The 18,395-nt window shown below is 38.7% G+C and carries 17 protein-coding genes; 11 read left to right on the top strand and 6 right to left on the bottom strand.

Annotated elements, in window-relative coordinates; translation table 11 throughout:
* Window positions 1–272: 272 nt before the first annotated feature.
* Genes AAA071_RS07965 through AAA071_RS07955 form a run of 3 tightly spaced genes read right to left on the bottom strand, consistent with a single transcriptional unit; the run spans window position 273 to window position 4,402 of the window.
* Window positions 273–1,130 carry a methylenetetrahydrofolate reductase gene (locus AAA071_RS07965; RefSeq protein ID WP_105087301.1) on the bottom strand — a complete coding sequence of 286 codons (858 nt, stop codon included), beginning with the start codon at window positions 1,128–1,130 and terminating at the stop codon, window positions 273–275.
* A gap of 21 nt (window positions 1,131–1,151) precedes the next feature.
* Window positions 1,152–3,587: a homocysteine S-methyltransferase family protein gene (locus tag AAA071_RS07960; protein WP_278473099.1), complete on the bottom strand. Its 2,436-nt coding sequence runs from the start codon at window positions 3,585–3,587 to the stop codon at window positions 1,152–1,154.
* A gap of 47 nt (window positions 3,588–3,634) precedes the next feature.
* Window positions 3,635–4,402: a methionine synthase gene (locus tag AAA071_RS07955; protein ID WP_349234120.1), complete on the bottom strand. Its 768-nt coding sequence runs from the start codon at window positions 4,400–4,402 to the stop codon at window positions 3,635–3,637.
* Between the two features lie 921 nt (window positions 4,403–5,323).
* Between AAA071_RS07955 and AAA071_RS07950 the strand changes: the two genes are divergently transcribed.
* The 10 genes from AAA071_RS07950 (at window position 5,324) to AAA071_RS07905 (ending at window position 14,257) form a co-directional block, all read left to right on the top strand.
* Window positions 5,324–6,094 carry a ParA family protein gene (locus tag AAA071_RS07950; protein WP_004698040.1) on the top strand — a complete coding sequence of 257 codons (771 nt, stop codon included), beginning with the start codon at window positions 5,324–5,326 and terminating at the stop codon, window positions 6,092–6,094.
* A 179-nt stretch (window positions 6,095–6,273) separates the two neighbouring features.
* Window positions 6,274–7,203, top strand: a complete 930-nt coding sequence (locus tag AAA071_RS07945; RefSeq protein ID WP_278618364.1) for a ParB/RepB/Spo0J family partition protein — start codon at window positions 6,274–6,276, stop codon at window positions 7,201–7,203.
* Between the two features lie 337 nt (window positions 7,204–7,540).
* The gene (gene hydF, locus AAA071_RS07940; RefSeq protein ID WP_195213403.1) at window positions 7,541–8,806 is read left to right on the top strand and encodes a [FeFe] hydrogenase H-cluster maturation GTPase HydF; all 1,266 of its coding nucleotides are present in this window, start codon (window positions 7,541–7,543) and stop codon (window positions 8,804–8,806) included.
* 216 nt (window positions 8,807–9,022) lie between these two features.
* Window positions 9,023–9,544, top strand: coding sequence for a DUF4446 family protein (locus AAA071_RS07935; protein ID WP_278606764.1), 522 nt, complete (start codon window positions 9,023–9,025; stop codon window positions 9,542–9,544).
* A gap of 9 nt (window positions 9,545–9,553) precedes the next feature.
* Window positions 9,554–10,510 carry a M23 family metallopeptidase gene (locus AAA071_RS07930; RefSeq protein WP_278618363.1) on the top strand — a complete coding sequence of 319 codons (957 nt, stop codon included), beginning with the start codon at window positions 9,554–9,556 and terminating at the stop codon, window positions 10,508–10,510.
* Window positions 10,511–10,682: 172 nt separating this feature from the next.
* The gene (locus AAA071_RS07925; protein WP_004694402.1) at window positions 10,683–11,261 is read left to right on the top strand and encodes a cob(I)yrinic acid a,c-diamide adenosyltransferase; all 579 of its coding nucleotides are present in this window, start codon (window positions 10,683–10,685) and stop codon (window positions 11,259–11,261) included.
* 29 nt (window positions 11,262–11,290) lie between these two features.
* Window positions 11,291–12,433, top strand: coding sequence for a hypothetical protein (locus AAA071_RS07920; protein WP_278618412.1), 1,143 nt, complete (start codon window positions 11,291–11,293; stop codon window positions 12,431–12,433).
* 77 nt (window positions 12,434–12,510) lie between these two features.
* Window positions 12,511–12,888 (top strand): GerW family sporulation protein, encoded by a 378-nt coding sequence (locus AAA071_RS07915; protein ID WP_004698027.1) that lies wholly within the window; start codon window positions 12,511–12,513, stop codon window positions 12,886–12,888.
* Window positions 12,889–13,168: 280 nt separating this feature from the next.
* Window positions 13,169–13,627 carry an OmpH family outer membrane protein gene (locus tag AAA071_RS07910; RefSeq protein WP_004698051.1) on the top strand — a complete coding sequence of 153 codons (459 nt, stop codon included), beginning with the start codon at window positions 13,169–13,171 and terminating at the stop codon, window positions 13,625–13,627.
* 108 nt (window positions 13,628–13,735) lie between these two features.
* Window positions 13,736–14,257 (top strand): nitroreductase family protein, encoded by a 522-nt coding sequence (locus AAA071_RS07905; protein ID WP_278618361.1) that lies wholly within the window; start codon window positions 13,736–13,738, stop codon window positions 14,255–14,257.
* Between the two features lie 163 nt (window positions 14,258–14,420).
* Here the strand turns inward: AAA071_RS07905 and AAA071_RS07900 are convergent, their stop codons facing one another.
* From AAA071_RS07900 to AAA071_RS07890, 3 genes are all read right to left on the bottom strand, one after another.
* On the bottom strand, window positions 14,421–14,708 hold the full coding sequence (locus tag AAA071_RS07900) for a cupin domain-containing protein (protein ID WP_004694414.1): 288 nt from the start codon (window positions 14,706–14,708) through the stop codon (window positions 14,421–14,423).
* 345 nt (window positions 14,709–15,053) lie between these two features.
* The gene (locus tag AAA071_RS07895; protein ID WP_008714572.1) at window positions 15,054–15,719 is read right to left on the bottom strand and encodes a hypothetical protein; all 666 of its coding nucleotides are present in this window, start codon (window positions 15,717–15,719) and stop codon (window positions 15,054–15,056) included.
* A 1-nt stretch (window position 15,720) separates the two neighbouring features.
* Window positions 15,721–16,677 (bottom strand): DUF1858 domain-containing protein, encoded by a 957-nt coding sequence (locus AAA071_RS07890; protein WP_302132341.1) that lies wholly within the window; start codon window positions 16,675–16,677, stop codon window positions 15,721–15,723.
* Between the two features lie 392 nt (window positions 16,678–17,069).
* On the opposite strand from AAA071_RS07890, the gene sfsA reads away from it, so the two are divergent.
* On the top strand, window positions 17,070–18,332 hold the full coding sequence (gene sfsA / locus AAA071_RS07885) for a DNA/RNA nuclease SfsA (RefSeq protein ID WP_302132340.1): 1,263 nt from the start codon (window positions 17,070–17,072) through the stop codon (window positions 18,330–18,332).
* The last annotated feature ends 63 nt before the right edge of the window (window positions 18,333–18,395 follow it).

The raw sequence follows: 18,395 nt of genomic DNA, 5'->3' as shown, positions 1-18,395 counted from the left end.
TAATATAAATAAACTCTATGCTATATTGCTACATAAAGAAAAAGAGGATGCAAATCTTAGATCAGCATCCTCTTTTTTTTCTTAGTAACGAATTAGTTTGGATTCCCTCCCCTACCCTATATCTATTAAATGATATCGTTTACAACAAAATTATATATTTTGTTCACTATATGAGGCGGAGATAAAGATACATATAACACCTTTCCCTAAGAACGACTTAGTTCACTATGGAGGTCGTGGGAAAGGTGTTATATGTTAATCTTAGAATGACTTTATACGTGGTCAATAATATATAATGTTGTATCGATATCATTTAAAGGCATAATATGTACGCCTGCTGCTATTTTCTTGATTTGTTCAAGTGTTTCGATTGCGATTTCTGTACCCGCTTCTTTACCACCTTTTTCCATGCGGTCCAAGATTTCTTGAGTAAGATTGATTCCAGGCACTTTTTCATGGAGGTATGTAGCCATTTTAAAGCTTTTAAGTGGAATCAAACCTAGCATGATAGGTACATCGAATTCAGACATCTTATCAATGTAGCGTTTTGCCTGTTCTAAATCGTAAATTGGTTGTGTTTGTACAAAGTGAGCGCCATTTTGAATTTTAGCAGCTAATTTTTGGCGTTCAATCTCTAAATCTGGAGCACCAGGATTACCAGTGGCACCGATGTAGAAGTTTGTAGGTGCGTCTAGGTCATTACCTGCAAGGTCTTTGCCTGCATTTAATGTCTTAGCGATGTTGAGTAGTCCCATACAGTCGACTTCAAATACGGATTGTGCAAATGGATGGTCCCCATTATCTGGTTTATCACCAGTGAGTGTTAAAATATTATGCACGCCCAAAGCTGCTGCACCGAGTAATTCAGATTGCAATCCGATAATATTACGGTCGCGGCATGTAAGGTGGAAAATAGTTTCAATTTCTTTGTTATGTTGTAATAAATAAGAAAGAGAAATTGGGCTCATGCGCATTTTGGACATAGGGCTATCAGCGATGTTGATAGCATCCACCTTCCCTTTCAAACGGGCTGCTTGTTCGAAGGTCTTTTCTGCAGAACTGCTTTTAGGAGGATCCAATTCAACAGTAATGGTGAACTGCCCTTGTTGATGTTTTTCTCTTAATGTCATCATGTACCTCGTTACTATACATTATTTTTCTAGTGTTTCAAAGAAATCGTTAGCATGGTTAACAGCAGCGATGCCGTCCTTAGCGTAGATATCTGCGCCTGCTTGGTCTGCGTAGTCTTGAGATACTACGGCGCCACCAACCATGACCTTAGTTTTAAGGCCTGCTGCACGGATAGCAGCGATAGTATTGTCGATTTGTGGCATGGTTGTCGTCATCAAGGAACAGATGCCAACGAGGGCAGCTTTGTTATCTTTAATGGCTTGTACGATAACTTCTGGGTCAACGTCCTTACCAAGGTCGACGATTTTGTAACCATTGTTTTCGAGCAATGCTGCTACGATGTTTTTACCTAAATCGTGAATGTCGCCTTTAACTGTAGCTACGACAACGGTACCTTTATCTAAGCTTTCACTAGCAGGAATAATTTCTTTAATGGTGTTGAAAGCAGCCTGCATTGTTTCAGCAGCAAGCATTACTTGTGGTAAGAATAACTTACCAGAACCAAACTTATCCCCCACTACGTTCATCGCTTCAGATAAGCCTTTCTTCGTAAGATCTAATGGATCGATACCATCTGCTAAGGCTTTTTTTACAAGCTCAATGATAGCTTCTTTTTCGCCTTGTTCTACACATGCGCGAATATTGGCTAAAGGATCATTACTATCGAAGGACTTTTTATCTGGCCCTTTAGGAGCAGAGTTACCAGGAGCGGTAGTTTCGTCTTCATAGCCGTATTCTTTAATAAATTCAGCAGAGCCTGGATCCCAGCCTAGTAAGGTAGTACTGGATACAAATGCTTTTTTTGCTGGATAATTGAGTGGATTCATAATTGGTGTTGTTAAGCCACATGCAAGGGCCATTGTTAGAAATTGGCCGTTCAAATAGGGACGCTGAGGCATACCGAAGGAAATATTGGACAAGCCCATTACTGTTGGGAAGCCAAATTTTTCTTTATATAATTGTAACGTACGCAATGTTTGGCGTGCACTATCTTCCCCACTAGCAAGTGTTAATACCAATGGATCGAGTAATAAGTCATGTGGTTGAAGACCATAACCATAAGCGCGATTTACGATGCTTTCAGCTAAAGCAACGCGATCTTCTGCTTTTTCAGGTAAGTCACCACTACAGATTGGCAAGCAAAGCAATGCTGCACCATACCGTTTAGCCAAAGGCATTACGTGCGTAATAGACTCCTCCTCCCCATTTACAGAGTTGATGAGGGCACGACCTGGATAGTTTTTAAGAGCTATTTCCATAGCTACTGGGTCTAATGTGTCAATGGATAATGGTGTTTCTACGAGCATGGATAACTCGAAAATGGCACGTTCCATTAAGGGTGATTGATCCATGCCAGCTACGCCCATGTTTACATCGAGGATATCTGCGCCAGCTTCTACTTGATCCAACGCATCACGTTTAACACGGATGAAAGAGCCATCGCGCAATTCTTGAGCAAGGACTTTACGACCAGTTGGGTTAATACGTTCGCCAATGATAAGTGGTTTTGTATGATGGCCTAATTCTAAAAGTTTAGTACGGCTTGTAATAATTGTTTTAGGTGCAATGTGGGCGCGTTCTTTTGGCGTATGAGCTTTCACAGCATCAGAAATAGATTGAATATGAGCTGGTGTTGTACCACAGCAGCCACCAACATAACTAGCCCCTGCATCAACGATAGCAAGCATTAATGGACCCATTTCTTCTGCTGTGAGTGGGAATACAGTTTGTTTATTAATCAGTTGAGGCATACCAGCATTTGGCTGACAGCTTATTGGTAAATTTGTAACGCTTGCAATTTCTTCGATAAGTGGTGTGATTTGCTCAGGTCCAAGGGAACAGTTGATACCAATGATATCTGCACCCATAGCTTCTACGATAGTAGTTGCTACTGCTGGTGGTGTACCTGTAATAGTACGACCGTCTTCACTAAAAGAAAATTGACAGATGATTTGTACATCATCTTTTGTCTTCCCTGCTGCTTCACGAGCATCTAAAGAGGCTAATAAAGCGGCACGCATTTCTTGTACGTCGATGATAGTTTCAATGATAATAAAATCAACGCCACCTTCGATTAATGCTTCGGCTTGTTCACGATATGTATCATAGATAGAGTCAAAGCTCATATTGCCTAATGGTTGCAAAAAACGGCCTGTAGGACCCATAGAACCTGCTACACGAGCAGTTGGTTTATTCTCTGCAATGGCTTCTTTTGCTACCTTCACAGCTGCAATATTGATTTCTCTTACGCGATCCTGCAAGTCATAATCTTCTAATTTAAGACCACAAGCACCGAATGTATTGGTAGTGATTACATCACTGCCATGTTGTAAGTATTGAGCATGAATATCCTTTACTACTTCTGGTCTTTCAATATTAAATAGCTCTGGACAATAGCCTTCTTCTAAGCCTGCCGCTTGAAGCATTGTGCCCATAGCACCGTCAAATATATACATAAACATCTTCCTTTAACATCCTAAATTACAATGTTTCACGTGAAACACTATTGTATTGGTTGCCCCTTCATGGCAATACCAGAAATGTCGGCAGTAGTTTTACTACCTTCCTCTTCTCCCCCATCTTGGGTGGTGACTGTTGCCTTCTCTGGTAATTTTCGAGATGCACAATTTTGTTGTGGACAAGATGTACAGCCTCGTTTAGTTTTAATATCTTCGTTTGCTGGCATTAAACCGATGATAGCCGTTACAGACTTACGTGGGAATAATAAATAGTTCTCTGTTACTTGTAAGCCAATCATCTCTGTTTTGATGATTTTAGCTAATTGTGGTTGAATTTCTAGTGGCCAGTTGCCATAACCAGGGCTAAAACGCCAAGTTGGCTTATAGCCTTGTTTTTTAGCAATTGTATTGATTACTTCGTTTACCTGATCAGCTACCTGTTCTACAGCAGTTGTGGCTGCTGCATCAAGTAATAAGCCTACCGTATAGTTACCTTGTTTAAATAACTGCTCACTACGAATTTCTACATCTTCTCCAACTGTTACACCTAATACGTATACTTTAGTAGATTTTTCTAGATGTTTTTCAATGATAGACCCTTCAATTTTAAGCGGTGGATTGCTTAAAATTGTTTTTGTTTCTGCATCGTAATCATATTCTTGATATACACCCCTAGGTGTAGCCAATAATTGGATTTCCTTACATGCTTCGTCAACATAGTTTTGTGGGAAATCCTCAGCATGACGAAGTCCTGCGTATCGTTTTACTTCTGCTTTGTCGATGGCAGGAAGCATTCCGTTATAGATGGGCATAGAAACGCCTCCTCTTCAAAATAAAAAGCTCTGCGTGTCCGTAGAGCGTGTGCTTACTGTTATTAATTGTATAATAAATCTTATAAAGTGATTTTTCTAGACTCTTAAGATTATCAATCTAATTACTATCTAACTAATAGTATATAGATATGAATAATACCTGTCAAAGTATATAGGGCCTGTATTCTCATATAATTTAGTAGTATATAGATATAGTTTAAAGTTATATCAAAATGATTTTTGTTCATAAAAGTTATTGGTGATGAAGGTTTTATATGTTTAATGTTAACCATAATGTTTCACGTGAAACAATTTATTAAATATAATCTAATAATTTGTTATGAGTATATAAGTATATTAATATTAGTTCATTACATTTCGTATATTATTGTTATATATAATGTTACCGATCAAAAGTTGATTACTTTATACCTTTTGCTAATGGTGTTGTTCTATAAATAAAAAAGATGATATAAAATAATTTTGTGTATATTTGTCTATAGGTATAGATTTATATTAATATGATAATTTTTTACTGTAAAATTTTTTATTAATTTTACAACTTAATTTTTGCGTTAGATTTAAATCCTTAAATGTTTCACGTGAAACATTTAATCGTAAAACTTATAAAACATTTGATGTAATTTTTCTTATTTTGTGTTGTACTATATAGTAAAGGAATAAATTGCTATGTTTCACGTGAAACAATAAAAAATAAGTGTTGTAATTATATTAATGAAGTTATTTACCTATAAGTTTATGTGCGTAATATAAATGTAAGTGGGAAAAATGTAGTAGATAAATAAAATAATATAGTAGATAAAAAATTAATGAGAATTTGATTTATAAATACCGTAATTAGCATTGTTTTATGTTATAATGGAAAAGAAATATTTTGAACGAAGATGTGAGGTGAATTAAGTGGGCAAAGTTATAGCTATTACTAATCAAAAAGGCGGTGTTGGTAAAACTACAACATCAGTAAATTTGAGTGCTTGTTTAGCTGATGCAGGTAAAAAAGTATTACTGGTTGATTTGGATCCACAAGGTAATGCTAGTTCTGGGTTAGGTATTGAAAAGGATGATTTAGAGCTCTGTGTGCATGATGTTCTAATTGATGGAGAACCAATTGCTGATATTGTACAACCTACAATGCTTGAAAACCTATTTGTGGCGCCTGCAACAATTCAACTAGCTGGTGCTGAAGTAGAACTAGTTTCCGTTGTTTCACGTGAAACAATGTTGAAAAAAGCATTAGCGTCAGTAAGAGATACATATGATTTTATCGTTATTGACTGTCCACCATCTCTCGGGTTATTAACATTAAATGCCTTCACTGCTGCTGATAGTGTATTGATTCCGATTCAAAGTGAATTTTACGCATTGGAAGGGGTTAGTCAATTAGTTAAAACGATAACAATTGTACAACAAACATCAAATAAGGATCTTGAAATTGAAGGCGTGCTATTGACTATGTTTGATGGCCGCACAAATTTATCGATTCAAGTAGCCGATGAAGTAAAAAAATTCTTTGGCAATAAAGTATATAAAACAATTATTCCTCGTAATGTACGTTTAAGTGAGGCACCTAGTTATGGGGAGCCAATCATTGTATATGATCCAAAATCCAAAGGTGCTGATGTATATACGAAATTAGCTAAAGAGGTAATTAAAGCATCTAAAACTAAATAAGCACTAGAGATAAATAAGTATTAAAGCTCAATAAACACAAAAGCGAAGTAAGTACCTAAAGGTAATAAGTATCTGTTATATGTATGTATCTAATGCTAAGAATATTAGTTTTTGGTGGTTTGCGTGATTTACATATTTTAAATTTGTAAATATTTGTAAGGCCGAGAGAGGTTAGTTGTATGCCAAGAGAAATTAAAAGCAAAAAAAGCAAAGCGTCTGGATTGGGGAAGGGCCTTGAGAATTTAATGAAGGTTGACTCTGTAGAGTCTGTATTGCCTGAAAAGGAGATACATGAACTGCCAATTTCTGAGTTAGTTCCAAATGTAGATCAACCGCGTAAAAGTTTTGATGAAGATAGTCTAGCTACATTGGCTGAATCAATCAAGAATCTTGGTATTTTCCAACCGATTGTAGTTCGTAAACAAAAGAATAAATATCAAATTGTAGCTGGTGAGCGCCGTTATCGTGCTGCTATGATTGCTGGATTGAAAACAGTACCAGTTATTGTTAAAAAATATAATACCGAAGAAATGACAGAGGTTGCTCTTGTAGAGAACCTACAACGTGAAGGATTAGATCCCATTGAAGAAGCATTGGCTTATCAAGGATTGATGGATACTTATAAGCAAACGCAAGAAATGATTTCTGCTCGTCTTGGCCGTAGCCGTTCATATATTGCTAATATGGTTCGTCTTTTAAAATTATGTGATTCTGTACAAAAGGATCTTATCGAAGGTGATTTAACGGTTGGTCAAGCTCGTCCATTATTAGCGTTAAGAAGTGCAGCTCAACAAATAGAAGTAGCTGAACGTATTAAAGAGGGTGAGCTAAGTGCTAGACAAGCAGAGGCCCTTGTTAAGTCTATGCAAAATAAATCGTCTAAAGCAAAGACTGGTAAACCTCAAAATACGGCAGAGGTTCGTGCCCTAATGGACCGTTTAAAACTAAGCTTAGGGTCCCCTGTGAATATTAAATTCCGTGCAGGCAAAAAAGTACAAGGAAAAATTGAAATTGCTTTCTCCTCTGAAGCTGAATTAGAAAGACTTATTGCATATATGGATGGGCAAGATCAAACAGAAGATGCGGAAACAATAGAGTTTAGAGTATAATTGGCTAGCAAAAGCAAAAGCAAAAGCAAAAGCAAAAGCAAAAGCAAAAGCAAAAGCAAAAGCAAAAGCAAAAGCAAAAGCAATAGCAATAGCCGTAACACCAACAATAATAGTAACGATAATAGTAACAACAATAACAATAATAACAGCTATAGCAATTGCAATAGTCGTAATAGTAATAATAACAATCTGCAGTAAAAGTGTAGTCTACGGGCTGCGCTTTTACTGTATTCTAAAGAGATTATAATAAATAATATGATAAGTTATTAGATAATTTATCAGAAGCTTTATAATATATTTTGTAATATATGTGAAGGTTAAGTAACAAGGATAGGTTATGGAACAAACACCTAAGGCAAACCGCATACATATTGCCTTTTTTGGCCGTTGTAATGCTGGTAAGTCTACATTGATCAATATGTTAACTGATCAGCCTGTATCGTTAGTATCCGATGTGGCAGGGACTACAACAGATCCTGTAAGCAAAGCTATGGAAATCTTACCACTTGGCCCTGTGGTGATTACTGATACTGCTGGTATAGATGATACAACTGAATTAGGTGCATTGCGCATGGAGAAAACCGAAGAGGTCGTGAAAAAGATTAACTTGGCTGTTTATGTGCTTCGCACCGATGAAGAGCCAACCTCCGACGATATGCACTGGTTAGGTCTTTTGAAACAAAATAATGTACCTGTTGCACTTTTCATTAATGAGATTAATGCGGTGCCAAACAATTTAACGGAGTCTAAAGCTAGTATAGGCAGAGATATACTGGGAGAGCGTTATATAGCAGATCATACGGGTTTATCTGAATTGGTTACTGTCATTGGCTCTGCTGACTTCACATCTGATGCGAAACGATTAGAGTTGCTTGATCTACTCGGTGGGCTAACACCACTTGATGTAGAAGGGGAGCAAACTCTTTTACAAGGTTTAGTTGAAGAGGGGGATACAATCATTCTTGTATGTCCTATCGACAGTGCCGCACCAAAGGGGCGACTCATCTTGCCACAGGTACAGACTATCCGAGAAATTCTCGATCATAAAGGCTTAGCTTTAGTCTGCCAAACAGAAGAATTACCGGCTATGATTCACTCGCTTAAGAATCCCCCTAAAATGGTAATCTGTGATTCCCAAGCATTTGATCGGGTTGATGAGTTGACACCCGATTCGATTCCATTGACATCCTTTTCTATTTTGATGGCGCGGTTCAAGGGAAAATTACAGGATTTAGTAACTGGTGTTAAGGCTATTAAGAATTTGAAAGCTGGTTCCAAGGTACTTATCAGTGAAGGTTGTACACATCGTCGTCAATGCGATGATATTGGGACTGTAAAAATACCTAATCTTTTAAAAAAGCAAGGCTATACAGATTTACAGTTAGAATTCACTAGTGGGGGAGCATTCCCTAAGGATGTATCACAGTATGATTTGATCATCCACTGTGGTGCTTGTATGTTAACACGCCGTGAGGTGTTACGTCGTATAGAATGCGCTGTTGTACAAGGTACGCCTATTGTAAATTACGGTGTACTCATAGCAGCTCTACATGGTATACTAGAACGAGCAATAAGCCCATTTGTTGACGAACTAGAGGGCTAATAAATAGGATTGTAATATGTATGTAACACATACATTTAGATATACATTACATACTTGTTATATATATTGTTATATATATTGTTATATAGCTATCGTTTATCTATATTAGATATATTAAATATATTAAATTAAATTGCATGCAGTCATTTAACTTTCACAATAGGAATGGTATAATTAACTGTTGGAGTTTTGATGATTGTATAGGAAGGAAAATACATGTTCGAATCGATTCAACCGTGGATAGGCATGGTTACCATCGTTCTTGTTATAGTGTCATTCGTATATTGTGTAATCTTACACATCCGTTTAGGTAGCTTGAAAAAGAAATACGATTTCTTTATGCAAGGGGAGCATGGTGCGAGCCTAGAACGTAAATTATCTGTAGAGGTTAGTGAAATTCGCGATGCTGCAAAGGGCCTTGAGTCCTTGTTATCCGAGCAAGTGGCAATCCGCAATATTCAGAGCAATACGATACAAAAAATTGGCTTTATTAAGTATAATGCCTTTGAAAATATCGGGAATGATTTGTCCTTTGCTCTTACCTTGCTAGATGGCAACAATAATGGCATCTGTATCTCCAGTATTTACGGTCGTAATGAATCTCGTATTTTTAGTAAACCTATTGTGAAAGGTAAAAGTTTAGTAAGTCTTTCACAAGAGGAATTAGAAAGTTTGAACGAAGCGTTGGGTGAGCGTACCAATGAGGAAGCGTTGACGAGCGCTATCGTCTCGAAATAAGGAAGTTTTATGTTGAAATTACCGGCATTCATTTCAAACAAAGTTGAAAGAAATGGTGACAACTGCATATTGACATTAACTACCAAACAAGTGAAACTCGTTGCTATTATTGGTTCTGTAGTATTGGTCTTGGCATTGGTACTCGGTATTTGGGGCATCGTGCGTCAGGCTGAGGTTGTGCAATTACGACAACAAACGCAATTGCAATCGGAACAGTTGAAATTGTTACAACAAAAAACAGAGGTTCTGGATAAGAAAATTCAAAACTTAAATCAAATTAGTGAAGAGAATAAGCAAATGTTAAAGGGTGCTGAATCTGGTACACCAGCTCAAGGTGGCGGGGATGGTAGCGACCCAAAGCAGGAAGCCGCTGATAATAGCGAAGTACAGACGTTAACAGCGGCACAATTATCGGCTCGACTATCCAAAATGGATAAGGAAGCACAAAAGTTGCTTGTTAGTTTCTATACGATGCGCAATATCCTTCGCGATGGTGGTGCACAAGATTTGATGGCATTACAATCCATCAACTTCTCCGCTGGTTCTGGTGGTGCTGTGAATAGTACGACACCTAGTATTTGGCCGAGTAAGGGTGTTATTACATCTCCATTTGGTAGCCGTGTTGATCCTGTTACGGGTGCTATTGGTGCATTCCATGAAGGTATCGATATTGCCGATGACTATGGTTCCCAAATCGTAGCTACTGCGGCAGGGGTGGTAACCTTTGCAGGGTATACAAGTGGCGGTTATGGTAACCTCGTTGAAATCGATCATGGCAATGGATTTGTTACCCGTTATGGCCATAATAGTGCCGTATTGGTAACAGTAGGGATGAGCGTGAAACAAGGTCAAACCATAGCTTTGATGGGTAGTACTGGTAAAAGTACGGGTGCCCACGTTCACTACGAGGTACGCCTCAACAATACGCCTGTAGATCCTATGATTTTCTTACCAATTAGCAATTAGATACGCAAAATCAATTGTGATACACGTAAATCAAATACTATATACTCAAAATTAAATACAATACATATGAAAAGAACTTGTTATGCGTGCACATGCGCTTATAGCAAGTTCTTTTTCTTTCCTTTTGTATATATATATTGTAAAATAAAAGTATATGAACGGAGGTATATCTATGAAGGCCTATGTACAAGTTTATACCGGCGAAGGCAAGGGCAAAACAACTGCCGCAATTGGCCTAGCCATTCGTGCCATCGGCGCTGGCAAGAAAGTCCTCTTCTTACAATTTATGAAATCTAAAGTATATAGTGAACATACTATTTTACCTACCTTAACAAATTTAACGTTAGAAACTGTGGGCAAGCCATTCTTTATCATCAAAGAAGGGATGAAGAGTAAGGATGAACTTGCTAAATGGGGCGATGAAGTCGTTGTCTTTGAGTCTGGTAACCCTCCGAAGGATTATGTAGCTCTCATTGAAAAAGGCTATGAACGTGCACTCGCTGCGATTAGCAGTGGTGAGTACGATCTCGTTGTACTTGATGAGTACAATATGGCTCTCTTCTTTGAACTCATTACATGGGATAAAACTAAAGCTTTACTCGATGCTCGTCATCCAGAAACGGAACTCGTATTTACGGGCCGTGGGGCCCCTCAAGAATTAATTGATGAGGCAGATCTCGTAACGGAGATGAAAGAGATTAAACATTACTACCTACAAGGTGTAATGGCTCGAAAAGGTATTGAAAACTAATCATAGGAACACCTAAGGAGGTGATGTGGTTGAGTACAGTGGCTATTGTGCTCCTCGTTATTGTGGCCATTATTGTAGCACTCATCTTGACTATCCTACTGGCACCAATCACATATAGCATCGAAATTGATGGACGGACGCCATATCGTGGTGAGCTGCGCATCAAATGGCTGTGGCGCGTATTTTCACTCCACTTAGCGTACATTCAAAATAAACCATTTTTTAAGGAATTATACGTTTTAGGTGTACTTAAGATCGGTCCTGTGAAAGATTATGAACAATGGCTTGAAAATCGTGTAGATGAAGAATATCAAAAGGTAATGGACGATGATGGCGACATGGCAGAAGCCTTTACAAAGGCTATGCAAGGAGGCGGACAAGGTCCAACTACAAGCTCCAGCGGCACAAGCTTTGATGACTTGAAGAGCTCTCAAGGTTCTAGTGCAACCTTTGGTGATGATGAATCACCAGGAGCGGGTAGCTCACCTAATCAAGAGGAACGTAAGGAACGTATTGAACGACCTGATGCGGAATCTAAGGATATGGATGCACAAGCTCGTGCTGATCGGTATGACTCGATTCAACAAGATCCAACGGCTCACATTCAAGATGATGATGAAGTAGTAAGTCGTGTTACTTTTAATAGTGACGGATCTATCAAGGAAAAGGTATTTACGAAGGTAAATGATATTAAAACGACTGTGAAACAACGTTTTGGAAAGCCTGATCCTAATGATCCGGTAGCATCATTCAAGTCTGAAATTCCTACATTCTGGTTTATGAAACACTTGAGAAATACAGAGCTGTGGCGTCAGATATTCCTTGTGTCGAAACGATGCTATAACCACTCTAAACCACGTGATATGGCTATAGAGGGCCGATTTGGTATTGGCGATCCGTATCGGATGGGGCTTATTGCATCTATGTTGTATAGCATTTGGCCTGAGCAAGCAGAGTCTATTGAGATAGATTATGTGAACTGGGTAGCTGAAGGCAGTGGTTATATCAAAGGTCGTATGATTCTTGCCGTATTGGCGTGGTATGGTACTAGATTTTTGGTATCTAAACCTATGCGTTCCCTATTGGGTGAAAGTGCTCGTGTTTTCTGGGTTAAACGGAAGGAAGCAAAGCAACTAGAAAAGCTAAAAGCCGCACAAGGCCAAACAGCGTAAGGATATATTATGTCAATTGAGTATATGAGCTGTATTATTATAGCTATGATACTTTCACAAAAAGCGGAGGTACTGTGATGGAGAACAGTAATGTAAAAGAGAATTTGGAAGTCCTATTCGAGAAGTTTAAAAATATGATTAAAGTGGAAACTGTAGTTGGTGAAGCTGTGCAAATCGGCGATACTACACTCGTTCCATTTGTTGATGTAACCTTTGGTTTTGGTACTGGTACAAACCATTGCACAGCCAATAAAAGCCAAGAATCTGGCGGCGGTGGCGGTGGTGCCAAGATGGAACCAAGTGCAATCCTTGTTATTAAAGGTGACCGCATCGAATTGTTCAATATTAAGGGCAACCCTTACAGCAGCAGCTTTGATCGTCTTATCGGATTGGTACCTGATCTTGTATCTAAATTGAAATCCGATAAATACATCTATTTAAATGATGAACAATAATTCGGTGAATAATAAACCATTATTTGATGACAAATTATAAATAATTGGTGAAAGCCGAAATGCCCACATGTGTGTTCTGAATATGTCTGTATCGATTGCTTTAAGGGTCTCAGAGTATGCTTGTGGGTATTATTTTAAGTTCTCATAACTTTCATAAGTAGTTCATAGGTCTTTATTATGCTATTTATCATAGTCTTGTGAAAGTTAGCAAGATTTGTTATAGTAAAAATAGTACACTATTGGATTGTATAGTGACACTTTTAATCGAGGAGGATTTCAGATGAAATTATCTAAAAAATTGACTACCTTAGCTATCGTTGGTGCTATGTCTGCTACTGCTGCAGTAGCAAGTGCTGCTAACATTGGCTTAGTAAATATGAGCCAAGTAGTAAATAGCTACCCTGGCTACGGTGCATTAGATATGAAAATGCAACAAGTAGACGCTCAATACCGTCCACAAATTGAAAAAAAAGTACAAGAAATTGAAAAGATTAAAGACTCTGCACAAGCAGAAGCAGAATTCAACAAAACTGTAGCTCCATTGCTTCAAAAAGAAAACGAAGAAATCAATAAAATTGCTCAACCTATGATGCAAGCAATTCATAACACTGTTGAAGCTATCCGTGTTGAAAAACAAATGGACGTAGTATTGGATGATCCATACACAATTCGTGCTGCTGACGCAAACAGCAAAATCGAAAACATTACTAACGAAGTAATTAGCCGTCTTAAAAAATAATAAGCACAAAACCCCCTAACTGAGTAATCAGATAGGGGGTAGTTTATTGTATGGGATACTTACTGTTTAAAATATATTTTGATAAATCCGATAAAGGAGTGAGATTTAATGAAAGAATTTAAAGCATTAGCCACAGAGCGGTATTCGGTTAGAAAATTCGATACTCGACCAGTGGAGCAAGAGAAGGTAGATATTTTGTTAGAAGTAGCTAGATTAGCACCTACGGCTCATAACTACCAGCCGCAAAGACTGCTTGTATTAAATACTGAAGAGAGCTTAAACAAACTAAAAGGCTGCACAAATGGTCACTTTAATGCACCGTTGGCAATCATTGTTTGTTACGATAATACGGTGAGCTGGAAGCGGGAATACGACGATGAAGATTTAGGCGTTGTAGATGCTAGCATTGTAGGCTCTCACATTATGTTTACCGTAGCCGATATCGGTTTAGGTACAACGTGGATTGCTCACTTTGATCCTGCTAAAGTACGCAAGGCATATAACTTGCCTGATAATATCATTCCTGTAGCCATCTTCCCAATTGGTTACCCTCATTCAGACTCTGTTCCTGCACCAGGTCATACGAAACGCTTTGATGTGGGGGAATTTACAACTTATAACTCCTTTTAAAAGAATACTCTTTAGATTGTGTATTATCCTGTGGGTATTTAATAACTATGGATATAACTGAACCACTAAATAGCTATATAAAACCTAATAACTATATTATTTCTTTTTAATACATACACCATATAAAAAGGACAGTTGCTTGTATCAACTGTCCTTTGGTATTTTATTCAGGTTTGTGAATGAGGTTTACAACGAACTCGCTGTCTTCTACGAGTGTTGCTTGGATGTAGTTATCGCCGTTGAATTCCAATACTTGGCCTGGTACAAGTACATGTTCTTCTGTTTCGTTAAGGAACACTTGTACTTTACCTTTTACAACTGTAAAAATGACATTAGCTTCAGGGTGGTTGTGTTTTTCCACCTTTTCACCAGCTTTGCCGCCTTTTTTTACGATTACATAGTTAGGGCCTTGGAATAATAAACCTAATTCTTGATTAACTGTGCCTGCCATAATGGACCTCCTAATTCTAGCTTTTTATGTTCTGAAAGCTTACGCTAACATTTAATTTTACATTGTGTAATTACCTTATAATTATATTATAAATGATATTGCTTATCAATGCTGTGCCTATAGCTACAGTTTTGAAAAAATATGTTACATTCAACATTGTATGCTTTTTTTACCTATATTGAGTAAAATAGGGTGGAGTAAATGTTGGTAGATTGGATATATAAAGATTAATTAAATATACAACGATACATTTACTATATAAAAAACGAACGTAACATGTTACGTTCGTTTTTTCGTCCATTTTCATCCGTTTATATTTTCTTAATCAAACGAACTGTTATGGATTTATTTTTTCTTAATTGTATATAAACGTGTACCGTTTTCTTCTGTCGTTACAAGTTCAAAGGCTGGATCGATAGCTTTCACAAAAGCTTCGAACCATGTTTGGTAGGCTAATGCCATGAATTTAGGGTCAACGCCCGCTGTACGCCAGTAGCCTGCTTGTAATCTGTGGTCGCCAACCCAGGTAAATTCTTCTGGGCTTTCAGAAACCACTTGGTCACCACCATCGCAAGGCATGCCATTTACGTAGAAGTTTTGTAACGCATTGTAAATCGCTGGTGCAGTGTGTTCCTCAAGGCTGTCTTGAGCCACAACGCCACATGCTTGGCCTTGTACTGCAAAGGCATCGAGGATAGCGGTTACTACGTGTACTGCTTCATCGCCAGAATTTGTGTCGAGCATGTCTTTGATGAAAGCTGCTTCACGAACGGAAGCAATGTTGATTTGGTTAGCTAACCAGCCGTGAATATTGCCGTGGTCGATGATGTTTTCCAAGGGAATGCTTGGATTGATTGGCTCGCCGTATGTATCTACGGAGATGGAGTGTAGTTCCTCCGCCAAATCATCAACAACTTTAGAAGTTTTTTCTAAAATTAAATTTTCACGCTCAACAAGCAATTGAATTTTGCGATATAACCAGTAATGGATGTGACCTAAGAATGCGGACATATTAAGCTCCTTTTCGTGCTGTTTCTAATTTTTCTACTAAATCGTATACATTAAAACCGTGGATTTCTGCGGCTTGCCATAATGGCTCAGCTGTTGCAGAAGGGCAACCTAGGCAACCCATACCAATACCTTGTAATACAGGTACAACATTTGGATAGGTTTCAACGATGTCGCGAATAATTGTATCTGGAGTGATAGGGGCACCTGCTTCGAGGCGTGGTGCTTCCACTTCAGGATCGTTACCTTGACCTGGTAAGAACACAGCTGGTTCTTCGGACTTGCTTTCAGCTGGAGCCCCTTCAAGGTCGCCCAATACAGCTGCTTTGAAAGCCTCTAAACCAATGCGGTCGATGAATTCGCCCATGCGTTCGATTTGTGCGTTTTCTTTATAGTATGCGATGATTCGATCAACTAATGCAAGAACTTCTTTTTCTGTTTTAACTTCTGCGATGAGGTCGCCGATGCGAGGATGCGCGCCGCCGCTACCGCCAGCGTATACATTCCAACCGTCTACAGTACCGATAACGCCCACATCTTTCATGCGGCTTTCAGTACAAGAATTTGGACAACCGGACACGCCGATTTTCATTTTGCTTGGCATTTCAAGGGACAAGTACTTGCGTTCGATTTGCATGCCAAGATGTACGCTGTCTTGTTTAGCGCGTTTACAGAAGGTAGTACCTGGGCAGATTTTTACGCTGCGTACGCGGTTGGATACAGTGTACGCTGGCTCCATGCCAAGCATCTCCCATGCTTTATCTACGTCTTCTGCTTTCAAATTTGTAATCATAATGCGTTGGCTGCCAGTTAATTTAAGAACGGCGCCGAACTCATTCGCTACGTCGATATATTTTTGTAATTGATCAGGTTGAATGAAACCTCCTGGAATGCGAGGTGTAATTGCATAACGGCGTTGGCCGTTTTTAATGCGTTGTAAATTTGCTGCAATTTGTGCCATGATAAATCCTTTCTCGAGCCCTCTCTGCGGAGAATAGTGGCTAAAACTACTTAGTTAATCTATAAAACTCTTTATATATTAATTATTTACGCCCTAGGGTTTTGTGAAAGCTTCGCACATATATACGGACAAGTGGGATGAGATCAACTAGGCGATGCCTCAACAAAACCCGACGTAATGATCAGTATGGGTATTTAGAATACTGACCCGACGCTCTTAGTATAAACCATTTTAACAAACAATAATGTAACCCAAGCTACAAAAATAGAACTTTTTAATATTAATTATTGATTGTTACTAACTATAATTATATACGATACTGTTTATAGATGAAACCCAAGGGTAACATATCGTATAATAGACACATAGAATGTTTTGATGTAGGAGAAACGATGAAAGTCCTTTACGATACTATTTTAAAAGCAACATATATAGGTCGCCCGAATCGTTTTGTGGTGACTTTAGATTTGAATGGTGAAAGCATACTTGCTCATTTGCCTAACCCAGGGCGTATGTGGGAGCTCTTGTTTACGGGGATAACGATGTACATTGTGCCTCACGACAAGCCGGATGCAAAGACGAAATACCGCGTGATAGGTATAGAACGTGATGGCGTTGTTATCATGCTCGATACAAACTACAGCAACGATGTGGCGCAACATTTAATCGAAAATAAACTGATCCCTGGTTGGGAGGAGTGGCGCGTAGTGAGACGGGAGTATACGGTTAAACTACACGGCACATCATCTCGCTTTGACTTGCTCCTCACCAATGATAAGGGCGATGAGTTCTTACTAGAGGTCAAGTCCTGTACTTTGTTCTCCAAAACGGGTGCCATGTTTCCTGATGCTATTACAGAACGGGGGCGCAAGCATTTATTGCATCTGAAAGAATTGCAAAATGAAGGCTACCACACAGGCGTTCTATTCCTCGTGCAATGGGACCAAGCACAGTGGTTCTTGCCAGATTATCATACGGATTTGAAATTTGCCCGTACTTTTAAAGAGGTAGCACCTTTTTTAGATTGGAAAGCCGTTGCTGTGGCTTGGGATGAGACTTTCACCATGCCTACGGTGACACATGAATGTTCCTATCCTAGTAGTATCCTCGACACAGAAGCTCATGATAGTGGCGTGTATGTGATGGTCATGCACCTCGATCACGATTTAGATCTCGAAATCGGTTCTAAAGGGATGATGCATTTCAAACCTAGTTACTATATGTACGTAGGCTCTGCGAAGACAAATTTAACAAAACGCATTGAACGTCATAAAAGAAAACGTAAGAAAATGCATTGGCATCTAGATTACTTCCGCGGTCACTGTGAAATGATAGCGGGCTTGCCGATTCGTACTAGTGGGCGGCCGCAGGCTATGACAATTTCTGCTCAGGAACGGCGTAAAGGTAAACTCTCTGATGATTCGGCTGCTCGTGAAAGCACAGATGTAGATTTAACCAAAATTGACGTAGAATGTGCTCTCGCTGATGCGGTGCGAGCTATTGCGGAATGGAATGTACCGAACTTTGGGTGCAGCGACTGTGACTGCAACAGCCATCTATTCGGAATGAGCGAAAATCCGATACATAATAAAAAATTTATGAACGTAATAGAAAATTACAGGATGAATATGCTAGATGAACTAGTTAATAGGTAATTATTATTGATGGGGCCCGAGAACTATATACGTAATTAATTAAAAAGTGCTATTACCTATCTC

It is taken from the genome of Veillonella parvula (genome assembly GCF_040097785.1).
Classification (GTDB): Bacteria; Bacillota; Negativicutes; order Veillonellales; family Veillonellaceae; genus Veillonella; species Veillonella parvula_D.
Note: the sequence above shows the minus strand (reverse complement) of the source record. Positions and strands in the feature narration are given on the sequence as shown.